Annotated in this window: 17 protein-coding genes; 11 read left to right on the forward strand and 6 right to left on the reverse strand. The window is 54.6% G+C overall.

Translation table 11 applies throughout. The features are described from left to right. Positions 1–16: 16 nt before the first annotated feature. Positions 17–1,681, reverse strand: a complete 1,665-nt coding sequence (locus AUP42_RS04080; protein WP_062949132.1) for a methyl-accepting chemotaxis protein — start codon at positions 1,679–1,681, stop codon at positions 17–19. A gap of 651 nt (positions 1,682–2,332) precedes the next feature. Here AUP42_RS04080 and AUP42_RS04085 point away from each other — a divergent pair. Then, a complete protein-coding gene (locus tag AUP42_RS04085; RefSeq protein WP_062949134.1) occupies positions 2,333–2,767 on the forward strand; it encodes a helix-turn-helix domain-containing protein in 435 nt (144 codons plus the stop codon). 175 nt (positions 2,768–2,942) lie between these two features. On the opposite strand, the gene gatB is transcribed toward AUP42_RS04085, so the two are convergent. From gatB to gatC, 3 genes are read right to left on the reverse strand one after another with little or no spacing between them, the layout of a single operon-like run. Beyond that, the gene (gene gatB / locus AUP42_RS04090) at positions 2,943–4,397 is read right to left on the reverse strand and encodes an Asp-tRNA(Asn)/Glu-tRNA(Gln) amidotransferase subunit GatB (RefSeq protein ID WP_062949136.1); all 1,455 of its coding nucleotides are present in this window, start codon (positions 4,395–4,397) and stop codon (positions 2,943–2,945) included. A gap of 3 nt (positions 4,398–4,400) precedes the next feature. Then, a complete protein-coding gene (gatA, locus tag AUP42_RS04095) occupies positions 4,401–5,879 on the reverse strand; it encodes an Asp-tRNA(Asn)/Glu-tRNA(Gln) amidotransferase subunit GatA (protein ID WP_062949138.1) in 1,479 nt (492 codons plus the stop codon). After that, positions 5,879–6,169: an Asp-tRNA(Asn)/Glu-tRNA(Gln) amidotransferase subunit GatC gene (gatC, locus tag AUP42_RS04100; protein WP_007089905.1), complete on the reverse strand. Its 291-nt coding sequence runs from the start codon at positions 6,167–6,169 to the stop codon at positions 5,879–5,881. Before gatC ends, gatA begins: the two co-directional genes overlap by 1 nt. A 282-nt stretch (positions 6,170–6,451) precedes the next feature. Between gatC and ruvX the strand changes: the two genes are divergently transcribed. Next, positions 6,452–6,979: a Holliday junction resolvase RuvX gene (gene ruvX, locus AUP42_RS04105; protein WP_062949140.1), complete on the forward strand. Its 528-nt coding sequence runs from the start codon at positions 6,452–6,454 to the stop codon at positions 6,977–6,979. 57 nt (positions 6,980–7,036) lie between these two features. Here ruvX and AUP42_RS04110 read toward each other — a convergent pair whose 3' ends face one another. Next, the gene (locus AUP42_RS04110) at positions 7,037–7,864 is read right to left on the reverse strand and encodes a VOC family protein (protein WP_062949142.1); all 828 of its coding nucleotides are present in this window, start codon (positions 7,862–7,864) and stop codon (positions 7,037–7,039) included. 251 nt (positions 7,865–8,115) lie between these two features. Here AUP42_RS04110 and AUP42_RS04115 point away from each other — a divergent pair, with 251 nt between their 5' ends. From AUP42_RS04115 to rnr, 7 genes are all read left to right on the forward strand, one after another. After that, entirely contained in the window at positions 8,116–9,039 is a 924-nt protein-coding gene (locus AUP42_RS04115; RefSeq protein ID WP_062949143.1) for an AEC family transporter, read from the forward strand. Positions 9,040–9,179: 140 nt separating this feature from the next. Further along, the gene (locus AUP42_RS04120) at positions 9,180–10,139 is read left to right on the forward strand and encodes an aspartate carbamoyltransferase catalytic subunit (RefSeq protein WP_097051432.1); all 960 of its coding nucleotides are present in this window, start codon (positions 9,180–9,182) and stop codon (positions 10,137–10,139) included. Then, positions 10,136–11,473 (forward strand): dihydroorotase, encoded by a 1,338-nt coding sequence (locus tag AUP42_RS04125; RefSeq protein ID WP_156484563.1) that lies wholly within the window; start codon positions 10,136–10,138, stop codon positions 11,471–11,473. The genes AUP42_RS04120 and AUP42_RS04125 overlap by 4 nt, the downstream gene beginning before the upstream one ends. A 2-nt stretch (positions 11,474–11,475) precedes the next feature. Beyond that, positions 11,476–12,123, forward strand: coding sequence for a glycerol-3-phosphate 1-O-acyltransferase PlsY (gene plsY, locus AUP42_RS04130; RefSeq protein ID WP_170954087.1), 648 nt, complete (start codon positions 11,476–11,478; stop codon positions 12,121–12,123). Positions 12,124–12,140: 17 nt separating this feature from the next. Further along, positions 12,141–13,454: a DNA-processing protein DprA gene (gene dprA, locus AUP42_RS04135; protein WP_231858149.1), complete on the forward strand. Its 1,314-nt coding sequence runs from the start codon at positions 12,141–12,143 to the stop codon at positions 13,452–13,454. A 166-nt stretch (positions 13,455–13,620) separates the two neighbouring features. Further along, positions 13,621–16,272 carry a type I DNA topoisomerase gene (topA, locus tag AUP42_RS04140; RefSeq protein WP_062949149.1) on the forward strand — a complete coding sequence of 884 codons (2,652 nt, stop codon included), beginning with the start codon at positions 13,621–13,623 and terminating at the stop codon, positions 16,270–16,272. A 48-nt stretch (positions 16,273–16,320) separates the two neighbouring features. Continuing rightward, positions 16,321–18,750, forward strand: a complete 2,430-nt coding sequence (gene rnr / locus AUP42_RS04145) for a ribonuclease R (protein ID WP_082824662.1) — start codon at positions 16,321–16,323, stop codon at positions 18,748–18,750. Positions 18,751–18,803: 53 nt separating this feature from the next. Here rnr and AUP42_RS04150 read toward each other — a convergent pair whose 3' ends face one another. After that, positions 18,804–19,586 (reverse strand): Hpt domain-containing protein, encoded by a 783-nt coding sequence (locus tag AUP42_RS04150; RefSeq protein ID WP_062949153.1) that lies wholly within the window; start codon positions 19,584–19,586, stop codon positions 18,804–18,806. A gap of 137 nt (positions 19,587–19,723) precedes the next feature. Between AUP42_RS04150 and AUP42_RS04155 the strand changes: the two genes are divergently transcribed. Then, a complete protein-coding gene (locus AUP42_RS04155) occupies positions 19,724–20,161 on the forward strand; it encodes a DUF983 domain-containing protein (protein WP_062949155.1) in 438 nt (145 codons plus the stop codon). Between the two features lie 74 nt (positions 20,162–20,235). Further along, on the forward strand, positions 20,236–21,852 hold the full coding sequence (locus AUP42_RS04160) for a S41 family peptidase (protein ID WP_231858150.1): 1,617 nt from the start codon (positions 20,236–20,238) through the stop codon (positions 21,850–21,852). Positions 21,853–21,856 lie beyond the last annotated feature (4 nt).

The following is a 21,856-nucleotide window of genomic DNA, read 5'->3' on the forward strand; positions in this document are numbered from 1 at the left end:
AAATGCCGCAGACAGCTTAAGCTGCCTTTACCGCCGACAAGAAAGTCTCGACTTTCTGAAGGAGTATTTCAGCTTGCTGAGACATATTGTTTGAGGCAGATAGCACTTGCTCGGCCGCAGCACCGGTTGATGCCGCTGCTTCGTTGACGCCGTGAATATTGACCGTTACCTCGCCGGTTCCAGCTGATGCTTCCTGGACATTTCGATTGATTTCATCGGTTGCGGCACCTTGCTGCTCAACCGCACTGGCAATTGCCGATGCGATTTCGCTGATTTCGGTGATGGTTGTTCCGATGGAATCAATGGCGACAACAGCACCTTCTGTTTCGCTCTGGATGGCAGAAATCTGACTGGTGATTTCTTCGGTGGCCTTGGACGTGGCGTTGGCAAGGTTTTTGACCTCCGCGGCAACGACGGCAAAACCTTTGCCGGCTTCGCCTGCGCGGGCCGCTTCAATCGTGGCATTCAGTGCCAAAAGATTGGTCTGAGCTGCAATATCACTGATCAAACCAACAACATCACCAATTTTCTGGGCCGCTTCTGCAAGCCCTCGGACTTGTGCATTCGTACTTTGCGCTTCCGCAACAGCCTTATCGGCCACACGGGACGACTGGGTAACCTGATGACTGATTTCAGAGATCGATGCACTCAATTCTTCGGAGGCACTGGCAACCGTTTGAACGTTATTAGATGCCTGCTCGGCCGCCGCGGCAACCACCGTTGACTGACGACTGGTTTCTTCCGCAGTCGCCGTCATTGATGTCGCTGTATGCTGCATTTCACTCGCAGCATCCGCAACCGTTTTCAGAACGATCGATACATCATCTTCAAAATCACCAGTTAGCTTTTCGATCAATCTGGCGCGGGCTTCGCGCTGCTTTTGAGCTTCTACTTCCTGGGCGGCCAGTTCCTCTGCCTTGATCATGTTTTCTTTAAATACCAAGACAGCCTTTGCCATGTCACCGATTTCATCCTTGTGATCCTGCCCTGGAATATCGATGGTTTTGTCACCACCTGCGAGAACTCGCATCGAGTTTGTGATCGTAACAATCGGTCGTGAAATACCAACACCGATTAGCCACGCTGCGGCCAAACCGACCACAACAGCAATTGCAGAAATGATTGTGGCAAGCGAAATGGCAAAAGCGTTTTCTGCTTTTGCTTTCGGACCAATATCATCCTGTTTGGCTTTGAAGGACAGTTTGAGTTCTTCGATGTCGCTTGCAACCTTTGGCCCCAGAACGTTCAGGATTGATTCAGCGATATGTTGTTGTTCCGCAGGATCCTTGGTTGCACTTAAAGCGCGAACCGCCGCAGCATACGCCGCAATATCCTGATCCACAGCTTTCGCACTTTCAAGGTAGTCAGGATCTTTAACAAGAGACAAAAATTCGACGTTAAGCTTTTTGGTTGTTTCTAGTCTTTGATTTGCGTTTTCAAGAACTTCAGGAGACTGCTTCATCTGAAAACTCAAAACCGAGACACGAGCTTCAAGCATATTGGCCTGAACACGTGAAGCTTGGTTTGATTGCAGTGCAATCTGCCGATACTCGTTGAAATTACTGTCTGCATCCATCAATGCAATAACGCAGATCGCCGACACCGTGATCATCAAAACCAACATCACGCCAAAACCGCCAGCAACTTTGATGGCAATTTTAATTCGCTTTAGAAGCCCCATATTACTACCCCACACCCCAATAACTATCCTTTAGTATTATCCTCCCAAAAAAGAACCACACATCTAGAGGGAGCCTTGATACAAAAGAATGAATTCATTTCACGCAGCAATCAGAGGAAACTGTTTCGCTCTGAGCAAAATTGTCCCATGCAATCAATGGCTTTGAATGAACATGACCTGCCAGCACGCAACTTGAGATGAAATATGCGAAATTGCCTCAAGTCATCACGAAGGTTTTCTAAGGGTTCAGAATGCTTACAGGAAATAAACACTGTGCGACGATCATCCTGAGCACTTCGCCAAGCTGCGTAAATCACGTCTCACACTTTGCTTGAGATTAACCAACACCCCAGTCGGAAAGTTAACAGTCAAGCGCAGATAGATCGCGAATGCCAAACATCGCCCGGGCAAAACATCGCTTATGCACGGATACAGGCGATCATTTCAGTTTGGCACTGAAGTTCACTCTGCACACACCATCAAAGACAGAGAAGTAATGGTACATTAATGAACCAAAATCAAGAAAAAATACCTTTAATGGTATTTTTTTAAACCAAAACCCCAAAAGTATCAATTTTGAGAATCTAAATAAACCAAAGGTTTATGTTTTTTTGATTCTTCACACTCCAATTCCATACAGGAACAGCAGTTATGATAACCAACCTTAGTGGGCGAATAAGAGAGGCGAGAAAGCATATAGGGCTTAGTGCATCGGAAGCAGCAGACCTTGCCGGACTTACACGCAAATCGTGGGAACGTTACGAGCTGGACAAAAATGAACCAAAAGCATCATCTTTGGCTGTACTGGTTGATAATGGCATAGACGCAAGCTGGTTGCTGACAGGAAGAGGCAGCATGCTGAGAAGCGAAGTGCAGGATCAAGCGCGCGTGATTGACGCTGATTTACTACGCATGATTCTCGAGGAAATTGAATCCTATCGCTCACAAAACAATAGGACATGGGACATATCGGAGGCGGCTCGCGTTATTGTTCTAAGCTATGAAATGCTGCAAGCAGAAAGGGAGCGGGGTATTGAGCCATCTCCAAGAAACCTGAGCCTACTCTTACAGGCAGCAAATTTGTGATTTAAAGACAAAAGTTCCGACGCCTCCCAATTCTAAAAAAATATGTTTTATGAAATCTTCAGGCAGCATTTGGCTCATTAACTTTGAAGATGATTAGCGACACATAGAACCCAACAAAAAGCCGCCCGTTTCAGATCGAAACGGGCGGCTTTTGCACATCGTCTGATGATTGAAATCAGCCGAGGATTTTGTCGCGGAGCATCTGGTTGACCATGCCCGGGTTGGCTTTGCCGCCCGTGGATTTCATGACTTGGCCAACGAACCAGCCCAGCATGCGGTCCTTGCCGTCGCGGATTTCCTGAACCTTGTCCGGGTTGGCCGCAATGACTTCGTCAATCGCGGTTTCAATCGCACCGGTATCGGTGATCTGCTTCAGACCTTTTTCTTCGACGATCTTTTCCGGGTCATTGCCGGTTTCGATCATGATTTCAAAGACGTCCTTGGCGATACGGCCCGAAATGGTGTCATCCGAAATCAGGTCCAGAAGCTTGCCGAGATTTTCGGCCGTGACCGGGCTTTCGGTGACGGGAACTTCCAGCTTGTTGAGCGCACCAAACAGGTTGGTGATCACCCAGTTCGCGGCAAGTTTGCCATCACGGCCCTTGGCAACGGCTTCGTAATAGGCGGCCTTTTCCTGATCGGCAACGAGAACGCCAGCATCATAAGCCGACAGGCCGTTTTCACGCATGAAGCGGGCTTTTTTCTCGTCCGGTAGTTCCGGCAGGGTCTTTTCGATTTCGGAAACGAATGCCTGATCGAATACCAGCGGCAGCAGATCCGGATCCGGGAAATAGCGGTAATCATGTGCCATTTCCTTGGATCGCATCGAACGGGTTTCACCCAGACGCGGATCGTAAAGACGGGTTTCCTGAACGATTTCGCCACCGGCTTCGATGACTTCGACCTGACGTTTTGCTTCGATCTCGATCGCCTGCATCACATAACGGATGGAGTTGACGTTCTTGATTTCGCAACGCGTGCCGAATTCAGCGCCCGGACGACGGACCGAAACGTTGGCATCACAGCGCATCGAACCTTCGTTCATGTTGCCATCACACGTGCCAAGGTAACGCACGATTGCGCGCAGCTTGGTCAGGTATGCACCAGCTTCTTCCGGAGTGCGGATATCAGGCTTGGACACGATTTCCATCAGGGCAACGCCCGAACGGTTCAAATCGATATGCGAATATTTCGGATCCTGATCGTGCATCGATTTACCGGCATCCTGTTCAAGATGCAGGCGTTCAATGCCAACCGATTTGGTCGAGCCATCAGGCATATCGAGGATAATGGTCCCCTCGCCGACGATCGGTTTGTCGAACTGCGAAATCTGATAGCCCTGCGGCAGATCGGCATAGAAGTAGTTCTTGCGCGCAAAGACGCTTTCAAGATTGATCCTGGCTTTAAGGCCAAGGCCGGTCTTTACGGCCTGCCGCACGCATTCCTCGTTGATGACCGGCAACATGCCAGGCATGGCCGCGTCAACAAGGCTGACATTGGTGTTCGGTTCGTTACCGAATGTGGTCGATGCACCGGAAAACAGTTTGGATTTGGAAACCACCTGACAGTGAACTTCCAGACCGACAACGATTTCCCAAGGGCCGGTTGAACCTTCGATGATATAGGTCATGGATCAGCCCTCCTGCCCGGCCGGTTTCGCGGTAAAGTTGGCGGCAGTTTCAAGCACGCCACCGACACGCAGAACGGTTTCTTCGTCAAACGGTTTACCAATCAGCTGCAGACCAAGCGGCAGACCATCGGCAGACAGGCCGGTCGGCAGCGACAAGCCCGGAAGACCCGCAAGGCTTGCCGGGACGGTAAAGACATCGTTCAGATACATTTTGACCGGATCGTCTTCGTTTTCGCCAATCGCAAAGGCCGCCGACGGTGCAGTCGGTGCCAGAATGGCATCAACGGTGCCGAATGCGGTTGCGAAATCCTCGTAAATGCGACGACGGACTTTAAGCGCCTTGTTGTAGTAAGCGTCATAGTAGCCAGCCGACAGCACATAGGTGCCGATCATGATGCGGCGCTGGACTTCCTTGCCGAAACCAGCCGCACGGGACTTCATATACATGTCGTCCAGGCTGTCACCTTCATCCATGACGCGCTGGCCGTAACGCAGGCCGTCATAACGCGCAAGGTTCGAGGATGCCTCGGCCGGGGCGACGATATAATAGGTGCCAAGCGCGTATTTGGTGTGCGGCAGGGTCACATCGACCACTTCGGCACCCGCATCGCGCAGCATCGCAATACCGTTATCCCACAGCCTGTTGATTTCTTCGGGCATGTTATCGACGAGGTATTCTTTCGGAATACCGATTTTCATGCCGCGAATGTCACCCGTCAGGGCGGCTTCGAAATCAGGAACCGCAACCGGGGCGGATGTGCTGTCCTTGGCATCGTGACCGGCCATTGCGCCCAGCATGATCGCAGCGTCGCGAACGGTTTTGGTCATCGGACCTGCCTGATCAAGCGAGCTAGCAAAGGCAACAATGCCCCAGCGCGAGCAACGGCCATAGGTCGGCTTCAGGCCTACAATACCGCAATAGGATGCCGGTTGACGGATCGAGCCACCGGTATCGGTACCGGTCGCCGCCAGCGCCATGCCTGCGGCAACAGCCGCCGCCGAACCACCAGAAGAGCCCCCCGGAACCAGATCCTTGCCATCCTTACCCTTCCACGGGTTGATGACATTGCCATAATAGGACGACGTATTGGACGACCCCATGGCAAATTCATCAAGGTTGGCCTTGCCCAGCATCACCGCGCCGTTATTAAACAGGTTGGTGGTGACGGTGGATTCATATTCCGGTTTGAAACCTTCGAGGATGTGCGAGGCCGCAGTCGTCTGGACACCTTCGGTGCAGAACAGATCCTTGATCGCAATCGGCAGGCCTTCCATTTTACCCGCGTCACCCTTGGCGCGCTTGGCATCCGAAGCCTTGGCCATGTCGATGGCCTTGTCCGGGGTTTCGGTGATGTAAGCGTTCAGATTACGGTGCACTTCCATCGATTTGATGTGGGCTTCGGTCAGTTCGACCGATGTGTAATCACCCTTTGCCAGCCCGTCGCGGGCCTCGGCAAGCGTCAGATTTGTCAGATCAGTCATTATTCAACCACCTTCGGCACAACAAAACAGCCAGCATCGGTCATCGGTGCGTTTGACAGCACTTTTTGCTGGATATTGCCATCGGTGACTTCGTCCTTGCGCATCGGCAGGGTCAGATCGGCAACCGACGTCAGGGGATCACAACCCTCGACATCAACTTCTTGCAGTTCCTCGACGAAATCGAGGATACGGGTCAAATCTCCCGCCAGTTCGCCAAGCCCTTCTTCGGACACGTTGATACGCGACAGAAAGGCGATCCTGCGAACTGTTTCCTTATCCAAAGACGACATGGATGAAAGTCTCTCTTAAGGAATGACAAAACACCCGGCAAGCAGCCAGCCTGCCGGAACTTGAAATTACAGCGCGGAAACTAGCACCCCGCTGCCCCCGCCGCAAGGGCCGGAGACAGCCAATTTCGGCAACTTTTCCAACAGCTGGGAAAGTTGCCACCTGATCATGGCGGACATCGGGGGCAAAGCCATGCTTTCACCGACGTTTCAGGCATGTCAGTATTGCGTTTCGCCGGTTGAAATGCGCTGGCGTTTTTCGGGCAACGCACCTATAAGGGCGCCATGATTTGCAATGACACACAGGAATTGCTGCGGTTTTTGACACCGGCAGCACGCGTTTTGGGGCTGGATCTCGGCACCAAGACCATTGGCGTGGCCCTTTCGGATGTCGGGCTACAGATCGCGTCCCCCTATTCGCTGATTTCGCGCAAGAAATTCACGCGGGATATTGCCGAACTTTCGGCGATCATCACCAAACAGAATGTCGGTGGTATCATCATCGGTTTTCCGCGTGAGCTTGACGGCACGATCGGCAAGGCCTGCCACCGGGTTTATGCCTTTGTCGACGAAATGCAGAATTATATCGATCTGCCGATCCTGCTTTGGGATGAACGTCTTTCGACCAACGCGGTTGAACGCATCCTGATCGAGGATGTCGACATGACCCGCAAACGCCGTGCGGAAGTTGTCGATAAAACGGCTGCGGCCTATATCCTCCAGGGTGCGCTTGATAACCTTAATCTTCACACCGATCCGTATGAAAATCCGGACGATGACGATGAGGACGAAATCGGCGACGAAGACGCCTGATTTTTCGCCCGATCAAACCGGGCCATTTCAAGATTTCCGATAAGGCCGTCTGATATGTCAGGCGGCTTTTTCTTTGGCCTTGAAGACAATCAGGGTCCCGAAGAATTTGGATGGCGGCAGGATCAGTCGCCCCTTCTTATGAATTGCCCCCATGGATTGGGCGGCCTCGGCGATGGCATCAATCCGGTCAACGATGATTTCGTACCCGGCAAATCCGTCGGTCGGGAAAAGCGGATCATCAATGCCAAAACGGGTGACCATTTCATCGCTGTGAAGGGCTTCGACAATCTTGTCGGTGCCTATTTCGGCGACAAAATCCGATACCGCGTCGGCCGCCCAATGCATCAGGAACACCTTGCCAATCGCATAGGCCCCGTTCGCATGCGTCTGATATTCCGGATAATAGAAATTCTGCGGCGGGTGGCGATGCTGGCAAACGAATGTTACGGCGTGACGCAGCAACGGGTGATTGGCAAAGGCAAGCGAGAATGCCACATCGGTCAGAGAACCATCCGGGCGGGTGGCTTCGCGTTCGAACTTGAAGACACGCGGAACGGCGGCACCGGCAGCAATGAAAGCCTCCCGGTCTTTTTCCGCATCGCGTGATTGCAGCGCCAGCATCGACATGCCTTCACGCTGACGCAGATAATCGCGATTATAAATCGGGAAGGAAAACGGTGCTGCGAGATCGGTTTCGGCGATTTTTTCCGGCTCGATCACGGCAAGCAATTCGATATACATGCCATCAAGCTGGATCAGGGCGTTGCCGGTGCCAAACGGATGATTGGCGCGCGGGGTGGCAGTAAAGCCCAGCTTGCGATAGGCATCACAGGCCGCATCAAGATCATTGACACATAAAACCAGATGATCGATTGAGCGGCTCATGGGCATTCCCCTGATTGCATTCCTGTTTGCAGTGCTAACAGCGCAGGAATTTCTTTCAATTGATAAATCAGTGCGTTGCACGCATTATCTGACCCATGCTCATTATCACAGGATGGACATGCAATGAAACAAACAGTCTTGTCGATACGATGTCAGACAGGATCGTCGCAATGCAAACCATCACAGCAAATCACATAACAACCGATTAATAACCGGCCCATCGTGCCGCAAGATATTTTCGAAAGCGCCCCATGTTAGCCATCCTGTCCGCCCTGATCCCGACCTTTGCCCTGATCGTGCTTGGTTTCATCCTGCGGCAACGCAAATTCCTGCCTGATGCGTTCTGGCCTGGGGCGGAAAAGCTGACCTATTATGTGACATTCCCGGCATTGCTGTTTTCCAATACTGCGCAGGCCGATCTGGGCAGCCTGCCGCTGGCGGGGATTGCGACTGCGATGCTGGGCACGGTTTTCATCTGCACCGTTCTTATCCTGATCACCAAACCGGTTCTGAAAGTCAGCAACCCGGCCTTTTCATCGCTGTTTCAGGGAGCGATCCGACCCAATACCTATATCGGGCTTGCGGTTGCCGCCGCCCTTCTGGGCGAAGCCGGATTGACGGTGACCGCCCTTTGCGTTGCCTTGGTCGTGCCGACGGTCAATGTGCTCTCGGTTCTGGCCTGCGCGCATTGGGGGGATAATGAACGCACGCCCGGTGCGGTGTCGCTTTTGCGCGATGTTCTGCGCAATCCATTGCTGATGGCGTGTGTTTTGGGCATCGCGATCAATATGACGGGATTTGGCCTGCCGCCAGTGATCGGGCCGTTTCTGGAAGTTCTGGGGCGTGCGGCATTGCCAATCGGGCTTCTGGCGGTTGGTGCGGGGCTTGACCTTTCGGCGGCACGACGCGCCGGGGGGCCGGTCGGGTTTTCAACGTTTGGCAAGCTTGTGATCAGCCCGGCGATTGCAGCGGGGCTTTGTCTTTTGCTCGGCCTGCCGCCGGTGGAACTGGCGGCAGTTGTGCTTTATGCAGGGCTCCCCTGTTCGGCCAGTGCGTTTGTACTGGCCCGCCTGATGGGCGGTGACGCACCGATGATGGCCAGCATCATTACGGTTCACACGCTTTTCGCGATTATCACCATACCGATCCTTGCGGTTTTGCTGCATGTAGTCTGATGTAAACCAGATGAAATGCTGACCATCCGGTCAGCTTTTTGGGGCAATATTTTAACTTTCCGTGACAGGGGCAATTGGGTATGCTCCGCGCGAAATTCTGCCCATACCATTTAAGGAATATGTGCAACGCCATGAGTGTCATGGGACCAGCGGCGGATCACTATCCGCACCCTCACCTCCTCGGTATCGAAGGTCTTACCCCGGGGGAAATCACCCTTATTCTTGATCGTGCCCAGCATTATGCGGAAAAGAACCGCACAGCAGACAAGACCAGCAACATTCTTGCCGGGGCCACGGTCGTCAATCTGTTCTATGAAAACTCGACCCGAACGCTGACATCGTTTGAGCTGGCCGCCAAGCGGCTTGGTGCGATGGTGATCAACATGACGGTCGGCACCAGTTCGGTCAAAAAGGGTGAAACCCTGATTGATACCGCGATGACGCTCAATGCGATGAACCCGGATGCACTTGTGGTCCGCCATGGCGACAGCGGCGCGGTCAAGCTGCTGAGCGAGAAGGTCAATTGCGCAGTTCTCAATGCCGGGGATGGCCGACACGAGCACCCGACACAGGCATTGCTTGATGCGCTGACCATTCGCCGTCACAAGGGCCGCCTGCATCGGCTTAACGTTGCGATCTGCGGCGATATCGCGCATTCGCGCGTCGCCCGTTCGAACATACTACTGCTTAATACCATGGGATCGCGGGTGCGGCTTGTTGCCCCACCGACCCTGATCCCGTCCAAGATCGACCGGATGGGGGTCGAGATTTTCCATGATATGGAAGAAGGCCTCAAGGATTGCGACATCGTCATGATGCTGCGCCTTCAGCTGGAACGCATGGAAGGAAGCTTTATCCCGTCCGTCCGCGAATATTTCCATTTCCACGGCCTTGATCGCGCGAAGCTTGCCAATGCCAAGCCCGATGCGCTGATCATGCATCCCGGCCCGATGAACCGCGGCGTCGAGATCGACAGTGAAGTCGCCGACGACGTCGAACGATCCGTCATCCGCGAACAGGTTGAAATGGGGGTTGCGGTGCGCATGGCCGCCCTTGAATTGCTGGTCCAGAACCACAGACAGCTCGGAGGCCAGGCATGACCCCAGCCATTCGTGTAAAGGGCACGGGCCGCAAGGCCATCATCAATGCCCGCCTGCTTGACCCGGCCGCACAAACCGACAGCACGGGCGGCATCCTGATTGAAAACAGCAAGATCATTGATTGCGGCGCAAAGGTCACGCGCGACAATCTGCCCAGGGATTGCGAGATCATCGATGCCGCGGGTGCATGCCTTGCGCCCGGACTTGTCGATATGCGCGCGCAATTGCGCGATCCGGGGTTCGAACATCAGGAAACCATTGAAACCGCCGGTCGTTCGGCGGCAGCGGGTGGGATCACCACGATCATCGCCCTGCCCAACACCGATCCGGTGATTGACGATGTTGCAGGGGTCGAGTTTATTGCGCGTCGCGCCCGCAAGGTTGGCCTGGCCAAGGTTTTTGCCTATGGCGCAGTATCAAAGGGCATCGAAGGTGGCGAAATCACCGAGATGGGCCTTTTGCATCAGGCCGGTGCCGTCGCGTTTTGTGATGGCGTGAAAACCATCGCCAGCGCCCGGTTGCTGCGGCAGGCATTATCCTATTCAACCTTCTTTGACGGTATGATCGTCCAGCATCCCGAGGAGCCGGAACTTTCCAAGGGTGCGGCAATGAATAGCGGCGAACTTGCCACCCGTCTTGGCCTTAGCGGTGTGTCCCCCCTTGCCGAAGTCATGCAGATAGAGCGCGATTTGCGGCTGGTTGAAATGACGGGCGGACGTTTGCATTTTGCCCATATTTCGACAGGAGAATCGGTCGAGGTGGTCCGCAAGGCCAAGAAACGTGGCCTTAAGGTCACGTGCGATACCGCGCCGTTCTATTTTGCACTTAACGAAAATGCGGTTTCGGATTACCGAACCTTTGCCAAGCTATCGCCACCGCTTCGATCCGAGGATGACCGTCAGGCGATTGTGGCGGGCCTTGCCGATGGCACGATTGATGCCATCGCATCCGACCATAATCCGCAGGATGTTGACTCCAAACGCCTGCCTTTTGCACAGGCCGCCGCCGGTGGCGTTGGCTTTGAAACTCTTCTGCCGATCACGCTTGAGCTTTATCACAACGGGCATATGTCGATGCTTGACGTGATTACCAAGCTGACGACGGCTCCGGCGGGACTGGTGCGCATCAAAGGTGCCGGTACGCTTGAAATCGGGACGGCTGCCGATCTGGTGCTATTTGATCCGGATCGCCCATGGAAGATTGATCCCTATCAGTTCGAGTCAAAATCGAAAAACTCGCCATTTGACGGTCGCCTGACCCAAGGCCGTGTCCTTCGCACCATCATTGATGGTCGCGAGGTCTTTGCCGATCCCTCTGTCGCGGAAGGCGCGTGAATATGGAACTTGATGCCACTTACAAGGCAACCCTGATGTCGCTCCAGATTGCAACTGTTTGCGGATATCTGCTGGGCTCGATCCCGTTTGGCCTTGTTCTGACGCGGATGGCCGGACTTGGCGATATCCGCAAGATCGGATCAGGCAATATCGGTGCGACCAACGTGCTGCGTACCGGGAACAAGTTTCTGGCGTTCCTGACCCTTGTCGGTGATGTCGGTAAAGGTGCAGCGGCAGCCCTGCTTTTTACCCACTTCGTCAGTGCAGAAGCCGGCATTTTTGCCGGTGGCGCCGCGGTTATCGGGCATATGTTCCCCGTCTGGCTGCGTTTCAAGGGCGGTAAAGGTGTTGCCACCACCCTTGGCACCCTTGTCGCGGTAAACTGGATCATGGGGCTTGTCGCGGCAGCGACGTGGCTTGTGATGGCGCTGATTTTCCGCATTTCGTCGCTTTCGGCGCTTATCGCGATGATCGCCGCCCCGATTGCGGCCTTCCTGATCGCCAATGATCCCGGTGCCGGATGGCTTGCGATCTTCCTTGCCGTGATTGTCTGGGGTGCTCATCACAGCAATATCCGCCGCCTGATCAAAGGCGAAGAACCCAAAATCGGCCAGAAGAAAAAAGAAGCCGCGGCTGCCAGCGAAGAATAGGCCGCAATTCGAATAGCTTGACGAAACAACGCCCGGATGATCACAATCCGGGCGTTATGGTTTCAGACACACAACAACCCATACGATTAGCGCAATCCGAACGCCTCGCACGCATGCGACTGGCGCGCAGTGCCAATGTCGGACCGGTCACCTTCCGCAAGCTGATCGAGCGGTTCGGATCAGCACGCAACGCAATTGACGCCCTGCCCGATATTATCGCACGCACCGGTGGCAAGCGGCAGATTGTTCTGGCGACGCGTGAAGACACGATTGCCGAAATTGATCAGGCGCGGGCCTGCGATGCCAAGCCGGTAATTATCGGCGATCCTGAATATCCGGCGATGCTGGCCGCGATCGAGGATGCCCCACCCTATTTTTATGCACTCGGACGCGTTGAACTTTTAACCAGACCAACCATCGGGATCGTCGGAGCCCGTAATGCATCGGCCAATGGATGCGGGTTTGCCCGGCGTTTATCAGCCGCCCTGTGCGAGGCTGGATATGTCGTGGCATCGGGTATGGCGCGCGGGATTGATGGCGCGGTTCACGATGCCTGCCTGCAGGTCGCCAATACTGTTGGTGGCACCGTTGCGGTTCTGGGCGGCGGTGTTGATGTGGTTTATCCGCAGGAACATGCCGATCTGTATCGCAAGCTTTGTGAAAATGGCTGTGTGATTTCGGAAATGCCGCCGGGATTAAATCCGCAGGCACGGCATTTTCCAAGGCGCAACCGGATCATTTCCGGACTTTCGCACGGCATCGTCGTGGTCGAGGCCGGGCGCAATTCGGGATCGCTGATCACCGCGCGTTTTGCCGGTGAACAGGGTCGCGATGTTTTTGCAGTTCCAGGCAGTCCGACCGATCCCCGCGCGGCAGGTCCCAACAGCCTGATCCGGGATGGTGCGATCCTATGCGACTCCGTTGACGTGATTTTGGATGCCTTGCATGTTTCGCTGCAAAACAACCATCTGCGTGAAGGAATTCATCATTTTGCCATCGACAGCCGTGCGACAATCGTAAACGGCCAGTCAGATGATTTCAGCGACATCACCAAATCCATCGAACGCGATGCCAGAACCGGCACCATTGATGACAGCTCTGAAAGCGTTGATAACCAAGAAGAAACCGGGGTAAATGACCGATCACGAAATGAGGGTCGCGGAACAGAAGATGTTCTCGAGCTATTGTCGACCAGCCCGCTACTGATTGATCAGCTTATCCGGGCATCGGGCATGCCTGCCGATGTGATTTCGACCATGCTGATTGAGCTTGAGCTTGCAGGAAGGGTTGAACGTCACCCCGGAAATAGGGTATCGCGTATCGCCGAATGAGTGTCGCAGACATCCGTGCTGCGACAATATTGTTGTGATTTGCCGCAATTTGCGCAATCTGATCTGAAAGACGGTCACACTATATATAAGTGTCGGACATTCGGATCATTCGCAGCACGACATACATTATCGCCCCAGGGCGCAAGAACCGGACACGAAAAACGTAATGAATCTTGTCATCGTCGAATCCCCGGCCAAAGCCAAGACGATCAATAAATATCTCGGTGACGATTACAAGGTGCTGGCCTCTTTTGGTCACATCCGCGATCTTCCGTCGAAAGATGGATCGGTTGATCCCGACAATGATTTTTCGATGGTCTGGGAAACCGATGGCCGTTCGGAAAAACAGATCCGCGAGATCGCATCGGCCGCACGCGATGCCGACACCATCTATCTCGCGACTGACCCGGATCGCGAAGGGGAAGCGATTTCTTGGCATATTCTGGAAGTTCTGGAACAGAAAAAGCTTTTGCGCGGTCGCGACGTTCATCGTGTCGTGTTCCACGAGATCACCAAAAAGGCCGTAACGGACGCGATTGCCAATCCGCGCGAGCTTAATCAGGAACTGGTCGATGCCTATCTGGCGCGCCGTGCCCTTGATTATCTGGTGGGCTTTAACCTGTCGCCTGTCCTGTGGCGCAAATTACCCGGTTCGCGGTCTGCAGGTCGCGTGCAGTCCGTCGCCCTTCGTCTGATCTGCGAACGCGAGATCGAGATCGAAGCATTCCGCCCCGACGAATACTGGTCGCTGGAAGCCGGTTTCAAGGTGCCTGAGGGCAACTTCACCGCGCGCCTAACCCATCTGAACGGTGAGAAGCTGGACAAGCTGGCACTGGGCAACGAGGGTGCGGCAACGATTGCCAAGGAAAAGGTCGAAAGCCGCAGCTATACGGTTTCAAAGGTCGAACGCAAGGACGTCAAACGCCGTCCGCAGCCGCCTTTCACCACATCGACCCTGCAACAGGAAGCATCGCGCAAGCTTGGTTTTGGTGCAAAACGCACCATGCAACTTGCGCAGCGCCTTTATGAAGGGGTTGATATCGGTGGCGAGACGGTTGGTCTGATCACCTATATGCGTACCGACGCCGTGGTTCTTTCTGGCGAGGCACTGGCCGCAGCACGCCGCCTGATTTCAAAGGATTACGGCGAAAATTACCTGCCGCCAAGCGCACGCAGCTTTGCCAACAAGGCCAAGAACGCACAGGAAGCCCACGAGGCCATCCGTCCGACCGACCTGTTCCGTCGTCCCGATCAGGTTGCCCGTCATCTTGATAAGGATCAGTTGAACCTTTATACCCTGATCTGGAAACGTACCGTCGCCTGCCAGATGGAAGACGCCAAATTCGATCAGGTTGCGGTTGATCTGTCATCGAATGACAATCACGTGGTTCTGCGTGCCAATGGTTCGGTCGTCAAATTCGACGGTTTCCTGAAACTGTATCAGGAAGGCAAGGATGACGAGACCGAGGACGAAAATGATCGCCGTCTGCCGCCGTTAAAAGAAGGCCAGAAGCCTGATCTTGGCAAAGTCAGTATCGACCAGCATTTCACCCAGCCCCCGCCCCGCTATACCGAGGCAAGCCTGGTCAAGAAGATGGAAGAGCTGGGCATTGGCCGTCCGTCGACCTATGCGTCGATCATTTCGGTGTTGCAGGATCGCGATTATGTGACGCTGGACAAGCGCCGCTTTGTCGCACAGGATCGCGGCCGTCTGGTCACGGCATTCCTGTCGAAATTCTTTGAACGTTATGTGCAGTACAACTTTACTGCCGATCTGGAAAACCAGCTTGATGACGTTTCAAACGGCAGTCTTGCCTGGCGCGATGTCCTGAACCAGTTCTGGTCGGCCTTCAAGGGCAATGTCGACGAAGCCAAGGAACTGAAGATCACCGATGTGCTTGATGCGCTTCAGGTGATGCTTGAAAATTACCTGTTCCCGGCGCGCGAAGACGGCACAGACCCGCATAAATGCCCGAAATGTGCCGATGGCACGCTGAGCCTCAAACTCGGTAAATTCGGTGCGTTCCTCGGCTGTTCGAATTATCCGGAATGCAACTTTACCCGTCCGCTGGTTGCCAATGAAAATGGCGGTGATTCCGAACTTGATGCCGGGCCCAAGGTGCTTGGCATCGATAAGGAAACCGGTAAGGAAATCACCCTGCGCAAAGGCCCGTATGGTGTTTATGTGCAGTTGGGTGAAGAAGAGGAAGTCGAAGGCAAGAACGGCAAACCCAAAAAGGTCAAGCCGAAGCGGACATCCCTTCCAAAAGGGCTGGAGCCATCGGTTGTCGATCTGACCAAGGCGGAAGAATTGCTGACATTGCCACGTCTGGTCGGCGTATTCCCCGACACCGGCGAGGAAATCAAGGCCAATGTCGGTCGGTTTGGCCCCTATGTTCAGGCCGGCAGCATCTTTGCATCGCTTAAGGCCGAGGATGACGTTCTGACGGTTGGTGAAAACCGTGCGATTGCACTTATTGCGGACAAACGCGAAAAGGCCGGCAAGGAAATCGGCAAACATCCGGATGACGGCGAGCCGATATTCCTGGCTGATGGCCGTTGGGGACCGTTTGTCAAACACAAGAAAACCAATGCCAACCTGCCGCGTGACACCAACAAGGAAGATGTCACGCTGGAAATGGCCATTGCGGCGCTGAAGGAAAAGGAAGCCAAATCCGGCAAACCGGCCAAGGCAACCAAAGCCGCCGCCAAAAAGACAACAACAAAAAAGGTGGCCGCGAAGAAACCGGCCGCCAAAAAGACCGCTGCAAAAAAACCCGCAGCCAAGAAAACAACGAAGAAAGAGGCGGCGAACTAATCGCCGCCTTCCTTTTCTTGACGATACAACTGAAAGGACGCCGCGAAGTTGGCGAACGACACAGAAAATAAAACCCCGTTCCCAACACGGGAACAGATCATGGAATTCATCGATATGAGCCCCACCCCGGTGGGCAAGCGCGAAATTGCGCGCGCCTTTAACATCAAGGGTGCAGCAAAGATCGAGCTTAAAAAGATCCTGAAGGATCTGAAAATCGGTGGCGACGTGGTCAAGGGTCGCAGACGGTTTGACAAACCCGACCGCCTGCCGCCTGTCGAGGTACTGGAAATCACCGGCATTGATGACGAAGGCGAAGTGATTGCCCGTCCCAATGTCTGGAAAGAAGATTATGAACCGCCGGTAATTTACGTGAAAATGATCCGGCGCGGCGGACCAAGCGCACCGGGCATTGGCGACAAGATCCTTGCCAAACTGCGCTATACCGGCAAGCAGACCTATGAAGCCAGCATCATGCGGGTTCTGGGCAGCGGCCCGCAACGGGTTCTGGGCATTTTCCGCCCCAATGAACGCGAAGGCCGGGTTGTCCCCACCGACCGCAAGGATGCAGGCGAGATTGCCGTACCGCTGGATGATCATCCCGATCTTGAAGGCGGGGCACTGGTTCTGACTGAAATTCTGCCGGGCAAGCATTTCGGCCTGCGCAAGGGCCGGATTACCGAGGTCCTTGGCAATATCAACGAACCGAAATCGATCAGTCTGGTATCGATCCATGCGCGCGGTATTCCGTTTGAATTCCCGCCGGAAGTCGAATTGCAGGCGCGTGAGTCCAAGGCGACGCCAATGGGCAAGCGCACCGATCTGCGCGACATTCCGCTGGTGACGATTGACGGAGCCGATGCGCGCGACTTTGACGATGCCGTCTGGGCCGAACCCGATCCTGATCCAGAAAACGAGGGCGGCTGGCACATCATGGTCGCGATTGCCGATGTGTCCTGGTATGTGCGCCCGCATGACGCGCTCGACCGTGAAGCGGTAAAACGCGGCAACAGTTGCTATTTCCCGGACCGGGTTGTGCCAATGTTGCCGTTTGAACTGTCCAACGGCTGGTGTTCGCTGGTTCCGCACGAAGATCGCGGCTGTATGGCCGTCGAGATGTGGCTGAACAAGCATGGAACCAAGTTGCGGCACAAATTCTGTCGCGGGATGATGCGATCAGCAGCGCGCCTGACCTATGATCAGGTTCAGCGCGCGATGGATGGTTATCCTGACGACACCACCGGCCCGTTGCTTGACACCATTATCAAGCCGCTTTACGGGGCATATGAAGCATTTCTTGAAGCGCGCAAAGGACGTGGTGTTCTGGAACTTGACCTTCCGGAACGCAAGATCGAGCTGAATGACAAGGGCCAGATTATTGCCATTGCCCCGCGGGCACGCTTTGACAGCCACAAGCTGATCGAGGAATTCATGGTCGCGGCCAATGTCTGTGCGGCCGAGGAACTTGAACGGATCAAGCAGCCCTGCATGTATCGTATTCACGATGCCCCAAGCGAGGAGAAGCTTGAGGCGCTTTATGAATTCCTTGAGGGTGCTGGTTACAAGCTAAACAAGGGGGCGGTCCTGCGCCCGCGTGATTTCAACCGCATCCTTGAACAGGCCAAGGACACCCCCGAGGCAGAGCTGATCAATACGGTTGTGCTGCGCAGCCAGTCACAGGCGATGTATAGCCCGGACAATATCGGGCACTTTGGTCTCGCGCTTAAGAAATACGCCCATTTCACATCCCCGATCCGGCGTTATGCCGATCTTCTGGTGCATCGTGCCCTGATCGCGGGCCTGAAACTTGGCGAAGGCGGATTGCCGCCCGAAGATGGCGAACGGTTCGAACAGATCGGCGAAGACATTTCCGGCACCGAACGCCGGGCGGCGATGGCCGAACGCGATGCGGTTGATCGTTATGTTGCGGCCTATATGGCCGACAAGGTCGGTGCGGAATTCCCCGGTCGTGTTTCGGGGGTCACGCATTTTGGCCTGTTCGTGTCGCTCAACGAGACCGGCGCGGATGGTTTGATCCCGATATCCACCCTGCCCGATGATTATTATGTGCATGACGCCATCGGTCATGCGCTGGTCGGGCAAAATCGCGGCAAGACATTCCGCCTGGGCGATGATGTCGTTGTTCGCATTGCCGAGGCAGACGCGGCAACAGGGTCGCTTGCGCTTCGTCTGGCGGGACATGCCGATATTACCGACCGTGATCTGATCGAACGGCCACGCGGGCGCGGCAAACGCCGTGGCAGCCCAGGCGACCGCAGCCATCGCCATGGGACAAAACCGGGATTTCGCGCCAATCCAAAGGATAAAAGCGGCGCATCTGGTGGTGGTCCCCGCGGTGGAAAACCGGGTGGCAAGCCTGGTACCAAGGCCGCGAGCAAGAAGAAAACCACACCGAAAAAACAGCGCAAGCTGGTGGCATCAAGCCGGGTCGCACGAAACACGATCAAACGCGATAGTTAAACAAAAAGGGCGACCACGATGGTCGCCCTTTTCATTGGTATCGGATTTATCAATCAGTCCAGCGTTTCGATGAACTTCGCCAGATGTTCCGCCGTTTGCTTGCCCCGGTTGGAAATGATCGCGACATTTGACGGCAGCCCTTCGAGATCAGGGTGGGATGCATCGAAGCTGGTCAAAAGGCCAAGTGCCTTGCCTTTCAGTGTTTTCATAGCGGCAAGAGCACGGATCAGTTCGATACCGCTCAAACCATCAAGGACCGCGGCAGTGATGATTGCATCCGGGCGCGATTGAACGACGGTTTGAAACGCCTCGACTGCGGTGCGTGCGGTAATGGTCCGGAAGCCTTTTTCACGCAATTCACGTTGCAGGAAATGGGCCTGCACCGTGGTTGCGGTAACGATCAGGACTTCTTTATCGTGCGCTGCCGGTGTGTCTGCGGCCGCGCCTTCTTCATCCTTTTTGGCACTTCGCGTCGGAAGTGACCGGAGGATGCGGGTTTCTTCCTCCGCCGGGGGATTGGTACCGCTTTCGATGATTTCGCGGATCCATGTCGTGAAATCGACAAGCGACGCGGCTTCGAGATCGTCGATCTCGGTCAGTTCGGCAATATAGTCTTCCATGCGGTGTGCAATCGCACCAACCAGCGGGAAACCGAATGAACCGGCAAGACCTTTGACAGTGTGCGCCTCGCGCCTTAGTTCGGCAATACCGACATCGGCCTTGTCCATGCCACCGGCGACACGATCAATGGTTGTTTCAATACGATCGGTGCGTTCAAGGGTGTCTTCAATGAAATCCTGTTTCAGTCGGGCGACGATATCGTCTGCATTCCCCATCTGGGCGCTCCTGTACCGGGTTGAAGACATCAGTATCAAAGGATCGTCATTATAACGGTTTTCAGCACAGTTTTCAGCCATGCCGGAAAAGCACTTGCCCGATCACTTCAACTTCATGATGATAGCGAACCGTTTCAATGCCCCTTTTTTCCGGCCTGATCAAGGGGCTGGATCAAGAAACAGGAACGAATGCCACCATGCAGCCAGAATATAGCGAACAAAGCAGCGGATCGCGCCTGCTGACCGGTCTTAGCCGCGGATTTCGGCGCAAATGCCCCAATTGCGGACATGGCTTTGCCTTTGGCGGGTACCTGAAACTGCGCGATGAATGTGATTGCTGCGCGCATCCGATCGGCGAATATCGCTGTGATGACGCCCCGCCCTATTTCACGATTTTCATTGTCGGTCATATCGTTGTTGGTGGTGCGCTTTCGATGGAGCAATCCATGCAGCCATCAATCCCACTGCAATTGTCTGTCTGGCTTCCAACAACCGTCTTGCTCTGCCTTGCCTTCCTGCCCTTCATCAAGGGGGCGGTGCTTGGCACCCAATGGGCGATGAAGATCAAGGGATAGTCATTGTCGACTGCGCGCCATTCGCAGTAGAATGACTTTTACGTTGAGCTATCTCCTTTCGGATTGAGCACATTTTGGCATCAGCCACACGAGATATCGGTCCTGTTCTCTCCCGCCCGGCGTCGCGCCCGATCATGCGCGTTGCGGGAATGGTTGGTATTTGCCTTTTGCTGGCGGGCTGTGCCACCCAGCGTGGTGACGCGATCATTTCAAATGATGATCAGCAAACCCGCGATGTGATGTCGCAGGCGATCGAACTGGTGGCGACACGCTATATTGATCCTGTGGGACGCGAACAGATTGTTGTCAATGCGCTGGACGGACTTTCGGCAATTGATCCGAATATCCGTATCGGCATGACGCCGGACGAGATTATCCTTGGCTATAATGGCAAAACTGTTCGCAACCTTGCCCTGCCCGACGCCGACAGCGAAGAACAGGACACGCTTTTATGGACCGAACTGACCCTTAAGGGTGTTGGTATTTACCGGGTTTATTCGCCCGATTTGCGGCATGCGGATGCGCTTTCGGTACAATCGGCACTGGTCAGCGGATCGATCAAGAACCTTGACCGTTACAGCCGTTATGAGGGGCCCAATCAGGCCGAAACGGCACGGACACGGCGCGATGGCTATATCGGGGTTGGTGTGCGGCTGATTGGCGGCGATGGCTATCCAGTGATCAAAAAGGTGCACGAAGACAGCCCGGCGGCCAAGGCAGGACTGGATATTGGTGACCAGTTGATTTCTGTGAACGGGGTCAACCTTTATAACCGAACGGCGGCCTATGCCAGCGATCTTCTGCATGGTGAGGAAGGCACGCGTGTTACAATCGAAATCAATGGTGCCGACAGCCAGGTCATCACCCCCATTGAAATCATGCGCGAACGGGTGATCAGCCGGACCGTATTTACCGAAATTCGCGATAATGTCCTGATTGCCCGAATTGCCAGCTTCAACAGCGCGACCGCACAGTCCCTTGGCGATGAAATCCTCAAGGCTGACCTTTTCCCCGGCGGCTTGCGCGGCGTAATCCTTGACCTTCGCGGTAATCGCGGCGGGCTTTTACAGCAGGGGGTCGAGGTTGCCGATCTGTTTATCGCAGGCGGCCCGATCGCCAATACGCGGTCACGCGTGATGGCTGCACGGCATATCTTCAAGGCAAATCCCGAAGACCTGACCCGAGGGGCGCCGCTGGTTGTGCTGATTGATGGCAGGACGGCGTCCTCGGCCGAACTGGTGGCGGCGGCCCTTCAGGATCGCAACAGGGCGGTCCTGATCGGTTCGACAAGCTTTGGCAAGGGATCGGTTCAGGCTATCAATGATCTGTCGAATAAAGGCACGCTGACCTTTACCTGGTCGCAGATGACAGCTCCGTCGGGTTATACGTTCGATCGCATTGGACTTTTCCCGTCGATCTGCACGACGTCTGGCGGAATTGCGCCGAATGACCAGATCAGATCTGCCCTTGCCCATCGTAATGATATGGTTGCCGTCATGGCCAAATGGCGCAAGCTTGATTATCAGAATGAAAAAGCGCGACAGGACCTTCGAAATGTGTGTCCGGCCCGTCAGGGCATTGATGAAAACGACATTGATATCGCTCTTGAATTGATCAAAAACCTTCCGGGTTACAAGGATCTGGCTCAATTACCAATCAATGAAATTGCCGATACCTTTGCCTCACAATAAAAAT

Source organism: Thalassospira lucentensis (genome assembly GCF_001613805.1).
GTDB lineage: Bacteria > Pseudomonadota > Alphaproteobacteria > Rhodospirillales > Thalassospiraceae > Thalassospira > Thalassospira lucentensis_A.

Coding starts and splice junctions, on each gene's coding strand:
- AUP42_RS04080 (WP_062949132.1), bottom strand. CDS start 1,681: ATGGGGCTTCTAAAGCGAATTAAAATTGCCATCAAAGTTGCTGGCGGT.
- AUP42_RS04085 (WP_062949134.1), top strand. CDS start 2,333: ATGATAACCAACCTTAGTGGGCGAATAAGAGAGGCGAGAAAGCATATA.
- gatB (WP_062949136.1), bottom strand. CDS start 4,397: ATGACCTATATCATCGAAGGTTCAACCGGCCCTTGGGAAATCGTTGTC.
- gatA (WP_062949138.1), bottom strand. CDS start 5,879: ATGACTGATCTGACAAATCTGACGCTTGCCGAGGCCCGCGACGGGCTG.
- gatC (WP_007089905.1), bottom strand. CDS start 6,169: ATGTCGTCTTTGGATAAGGAAACAGTTCGCAGGATCGCCTTTCTGTCG.
- ruvX (WP_062949140.1), top strand. CDS start 6,452: ATGATTTGCAATGACACACAGGAATTGCTGCGGTTTTTGACACCGGCA.
- AUP42_RS04110 (WP_062949142.1), bottom strand. CDS start 7,864: ATGAGCCGCTCAATCGATCATCTGGTTTTATGTGTCAATGATCTTGAT.
- AUP42_RS04115 (WP_062949143.1), top strand. CDS start 8,116: ATGTTAGCCATCCTGTCCGCCCTGATCCCGACCTTTGCCCTGATCGTG.
- AUP42_RS04120 (WP_097051432.1), top strand. CDS start 9,180: ATGGGACCAGCGGCGGATCACTATCCGCACCCTCACCTCCTCGGTATC.
- AUP42_RS04125 (WP_156484563.1), top strand. CDS start 10,136: ATGACCCCAGCCATTCGTGTAAAGGGCACGGGCCGCAAGGCCATCATC.
- plsY (WP_170954087.1), top strand. CDS start 11,476: ATGGAACTTGATGCCACTTACAAGGCAACCCTGATGTCGCTCCAGATT.
- topA (WP_062949149.1), top strand. CDS start 13,621: ATGAATCTTGTCATCGTCGAATCCCCGGCCAAAGCCAAGACGATCAAT.
- AUP42_RS04150 (WP_062949153.1), bottom strand. CDS start 19,586: ATGGGGAATGCAGACGATATCGTCGCCCGACTGAAACAGGATTTCATT.
- AUP42_RS04155 (WP_062949155.1), top strand. CDS start 19,724: ATGCCCCTTTTTTCCGGCCTGATCAAGGGGCTGGATCAAGAAACAGGA.